The following is a 4,150-nucleotide window of genomic DNA, read 5'->3' on the forward strand; positions in this document are numbered from 1 at the left end:
CAACGAGGCCGGCATGCCCAACCTCGACCAGCCGTCGATGCGCGCGACGTTCGCGGCCGGCAAGACCGGCTTCCACATCACCTCGACCTCGGACCTCAACAAGGTCACGCAGATGACCGGCGGCAAGTTCGCGCTGAAGACGATCCCGTTCCCGGACGTCGTCTCGCCGAACGGCAGGCTGCCGGCCGGCGGCAACGTCGTGCTGATCCTCGCCAAGGACAAGGCCAAGCGCGACGCGGCCTGGGAGGCGGTGAAGTTCTGGACTGGCCCCAAGGGCGCCGCGATCATGGCGGAGACCACCGGTTACATGCCGCCCAACAAGGTCGCCAACGACGTCTATCTGAAGGACTTCTACGTCAAGAACCCCAACAACTACACCGCGGTCAGCCAGCTCGCGCTACTCACCAAATGGTACGCCTTCCCCGGCGACAACGGCCTGAAGATCACCGACGTGATCAAGGATCATCTCAACGCGATCATCTCCGGCGCCCGCGCCAAGGAGCCCGAGGCGGTGCTCGCCGACATGACCGCGGACGTGCAGAAGCTGCTGCCGAAGACCACCGGCGCGGCGCGCTGAACGTCCTCGCATCCGCCGGCACGCAGGGAGTTGCATTTGAGAGCGATTCCCTGCGGCCATCCTTCGAGACGCCCGCTTTGGGCGGGCTCCTCACGATGAGGACAAGAGTGCGTGGCGGCAGTTTGGGCGAGCAACTAGCGCCAATTAGCCTCATCCTGAGGAGGCGCGTAAGCGCCGTCTCGAAGGACGAGGCGTGCGCGCAGGCCGCCGCCGCGAGTCATATGCGAAAGCCTTGGCGCGGGACGCTCCGGCGTCCCGTGCCGCCTCGGTGACCGGAGATTGCGATGAAGCTGCTGCATTTGAGCGACATTCACCTGACGGCGCCTGGCTCCACCATCGGCGGCCGCGATCCGCGCGTCAATTTCGAGCGGGCGCTGGCGCATGCGCTGAATGATCATCACGACGCCGAGCTGATGGTGATCACCGGCGACCTCTCGGATTGGGGCGATCTCGCCGATTATCAATGGCTCAAGCAGCGCCTCGACGAATATCCGCTGCCGGTGCGGCTGTGCATCGGCAACCACGACCGGCGCGCAACCTTCCTGAGCGTGTTCCCCGAACTCGCCGACGAGAACGGCTTCGTCCAGGGCATGCACGACACGGCCGCCGGCCGCTGCCTGTTCCTCGACACCGCCCATCCTGAAACGCACGCCGGCCGCTATTGCGACGATCGCCTCGGCTGGCTCGAAGCACGGCTTGCCGAGCATGACGGACCGTTCCTGCTCTTCATGCACCACAATCCCATGCCGGTGCATCTGGCCCCGCTCGACCAGATCCGCCTGCTCGACGACGCACCGTTCCGGCGTCTCGTTGGCCGCAACCGGTCAAAGATCCGTCACGTCTTCTTCGGGCATTGTCACTTGCCTCTTGCCGGTTCTGTCGCAGGCGTTCCAGTCTCGTCGCTGCGCGGCACCAACCATGCGAGCTATCCTTTGTTCTCCGAGACCAGGCTTCTGAGCGCGTCCGACCTGCCGCAATCGTACGGCGTGGTGTTTTTCGGAAAAGACTATGTAACCGTGCACATGGTGGAATACGGCTACGAGGGTCCCATCCGCATCGAAGGCTCGCCCGACTATCAGGCCTGGGATCGCGAGACCATGGTGCGGTGACCGGCGAGCGCCGACCGTTTGCAGGGCGAGTACCCTTAAACCCGCGCTGCTGTTCCACCTCCATGGCGGCGCGTTGGCGTCCCTCACCTCAGTTCGGAGATAGGCCCAATAGGTCACGTCGGCGCGGTTCGATCATTTGCGTGCTTCGGTTGGTTGATCGGCTTCCGTGAAGTTGTCGAGTGCACTTCAAGCGATCATATCGAACGCCGTTGACATTCTGTACCGAACGGTATACGTTGTACCTATCAGTACAACGGAGATGCAGACATGACAAAGATTGCGCCGCCCTTCACACTAGAAAGCGCCAAGGAAAAGGTCCGCCTCGCGGAAGATGGATGGAATAGCCGAGACCCAGAAAAGGTGTCCCTCGCATACACGCCGGACAGCCGCTGGCGGAATCGCGCCGAATTCGTCAATGGACGAGGCCCAATTGTCGCGTTCCTTTCCCGGAAGTGGGCGAAGGAACTAGACTACCGCTTGGTGAAGGAACTATTTGCCTTCACCGACAACCGAATTTCTGTCCGCTATGCCTATGAGTGGCATGACGACAGCGGCAACTGGTTTCGGTCATACGGCAACGAGAACTGGGAATACGATAGCGAGGGACTGATGCAACGGCGCTTCTCCTGCATCAATGACGTCCCTATCAAAGAAGCAGATCGCAAGTTCCACTGGCCTCTTGGCCGCCGTCCGGATGACCATCCGGGACTGTCGGACTTAGGCCTCTGAACTAGAAAGGCATCGCATGCGGACGCTCAATGAGCGCCGTGACGTAATCCCCCTCATAGCCGAAGTCTTCCGGGAATTCGGCTACGAGGGCTCGTCATTGAGCCGGATTACTGAAAAAACCGGCCTAGGAAAGGGCAGCCTCTATCACTTCTTTCCTGGTGGGAAAGAAGACATGGCCAAAGCCGTGCTGGACGAAGTTGATGCTTGGTTCGAGCGCGAAGTCTTCGCGCCCTTGCGCAACGACGCACCTGAAGCAGCCATCACTCGCATGTGGGATTCCGTCATTTCATATTTCCGCTCAGGTAGACGCATTTGTCTCGTCGGAGCATTTGCTCTCGACGGCACGCGCGATCGTTTTTCCGATGCAATTTCAAGGTATTTTGTCCGATGGATCGCATCATTGAGTGATGCGCTCGTCCGACTAGGATGGAACCCTGCAGACGCCAACCTGTCCGCCGAAGAAATAGTACTTGGAATTCAGGGCGCCTTAGTGTTGGCACGCGCAACCGATGACGAGAGCCTTTTCGTGCGAACCATAGACCGGCTGAGGTTGCGTCTGGAGCCTCGCAAGGGATCTCAACGGTCTCGAGCGCGCCGCGATGCTTAGGTATCGCCTCACGCTTTGCCAGCGCCGTCAGGCGTCTGAGGGCTCTATAGACACGCAGTTGCGATGCGAAGTTGGCTGATATGACTTCCGAGGATTCAGCAAACCTTCGACGCCACGACGAAGGTCCGCAACGGGTCACAACCTGCCGATCATTTCCAAGATGGCAGAGTTTCGCTTTGCGCTGGTAAGCCGACGCTTAAGAGTACACGCCCTACTCCACCTGCAGTACGTCGACGGCGACGCCGAGCCTCTGTTTCTGCGAACCGACGATGATGCCGTCGACCGGCGAGACGTCGGAAAAATCGCGCCCCATTGCAAGCACGATGTGATCGTTGCCGATGAGGACATCGTTGGTCGGGTCGAGATCGACCCAGCCGAGCTCCGGTCCGCACCACAACGAGACCCAGGCATGGGTGGCGTCGGCGCCCTGCAGGCGCGGCCGGCCCGGCGGCGGAATGGTGCGCAGATATCCGCTGACATAGGCCGCAGGCAGGCCGAGGCCGCGCAGACCCGCGATCATCACATGGGCGAAATCCTGACAGACGCCGTGACGCTTGTCGAAAACCTCGTCCAGCGGCGTCGAGATCACCGTCGCCTTGGGATCGTAACGAAACTGGGTGCGGATGCGATGCATCAGATCGACCGCACCCTCGAGGATGCCCGCACCCGGCGCAAAGCTCTCCGCCGCGTAAGCGCTGACCGGGCGGAGCACCGGCACCAGAGGACTGGCGAAGACGTAACCGACGGGCGAGGCCGGTCGGAGGCTCGTCGCCTCGAAGGCCAGGTCGCGAATGCTCTCCCAGGGCGGGCTGAGCACATCACGTGCCGGCGGCTCGCGTGACACCGAGACACGTGAACGCGAGTCGATGCGCAGATTGCGATGGGCGGCTTCGATCACGACGCTTTCGGTCAGCGTGCCGAAGAAATCGCGCCGCACGTTGCGCTCGGCCGGGCGTGGATGAATCTCGACATTGTGCGACATCAGCTCCTGCCCCCCGCCGCTTCTGGGCTGCAGCCGCAGCGTGCAGCGGGCGAAGCTGACGGGGTTCTCGTACTCGTAGGTGGTGACGTGACGGATGTCGTAGATCACGCCAGCCCCGTCAGCTTTTCCGGCCGGCTGGCGTGATC

General features: G+C 61.7%; 5 protein-coding genes. 4 read left to right on the forward strand and 1 reads right to left on the reverse strand.

What is annotated here, in order from left to right; translation table 11 throughout:
• From JHD07_RS27015 to JHD07_RS27030, 4 genes are all read left to right on the forward strand, one after another.
• A partial coding sequence (locus JHD07_RS27015) for an extracellular solute-binding protein (protein WP_291627592.1) occupies positions 1-577 on the forward strand: 577 nt, incomplete at its 5' end.
• A 284-nt stretch (positions 578-861) separates the two neighbouring features.
• On the forward strand, positions 862-1,686 hold the full coding sequence (locus JHD07_RS27020) for a phosphodiesterase (protein WP_291627594.1): 825 nt from the start codon (positions 862-864) through the stop codon (positions 1,684-1,686).
• Positions 1,687-1,953: 267 nt separating this feature from the next.
• The gene (locus JHD07_RS27025; RefSeq protein WP_061020189.1) at positions 1,954-2,415 is read left to right on the forward strand and encodes a nuclear transport factor 2 family protein; all 462 of its coding nucleotides are present in this window, start codon (positions 1,954-1,956) and stop codon (positions 2,413-2,415) included.
• Positions 2,416-2,431: 16 nt separating this feature from the next.
• Positions 2,432-3,022, forward strand: coding sequence for a TetR/AcrR family transcriptional regulator (locus JHD07_RS27030; RefSeq protein WP_291627597.1), 591 nt, complete (start codon positions 2,432-2,434; stop codon positions 3,020-3,022).
• A 211-nt stretch (positions 3,023-3,233) separates the two neighbouring features.
• Here JHD07_RS27030 and JHD07_RS27035 read toward each other — a convergent pair whose 3' ends face one another.
• The gene (locus JHD07_RS27035; protein ID WP_291627602.1) at positions 3,234-4,112 is read right to left on the reverse strand and encodes a transglutaminase family protein; all 879 of its coding nucleotides are present in this window, start codon (positions 4,110-4,112) and stop codon (positions 3,234-3,236) included.
• Positions 4,113-4,150 lie beyond the last annotated feature (38 nt).

The sequence above is a fragment of the Bradyrhizobium sp. genome, from assembly GCF_016462955.1.
Classification (GTDB): domain Bacteria; phylum Pseudomonadota; class Alphaproteobacteria; order Rhizobiales; family Xanthobacteraceae; genus Bradyrhizobium.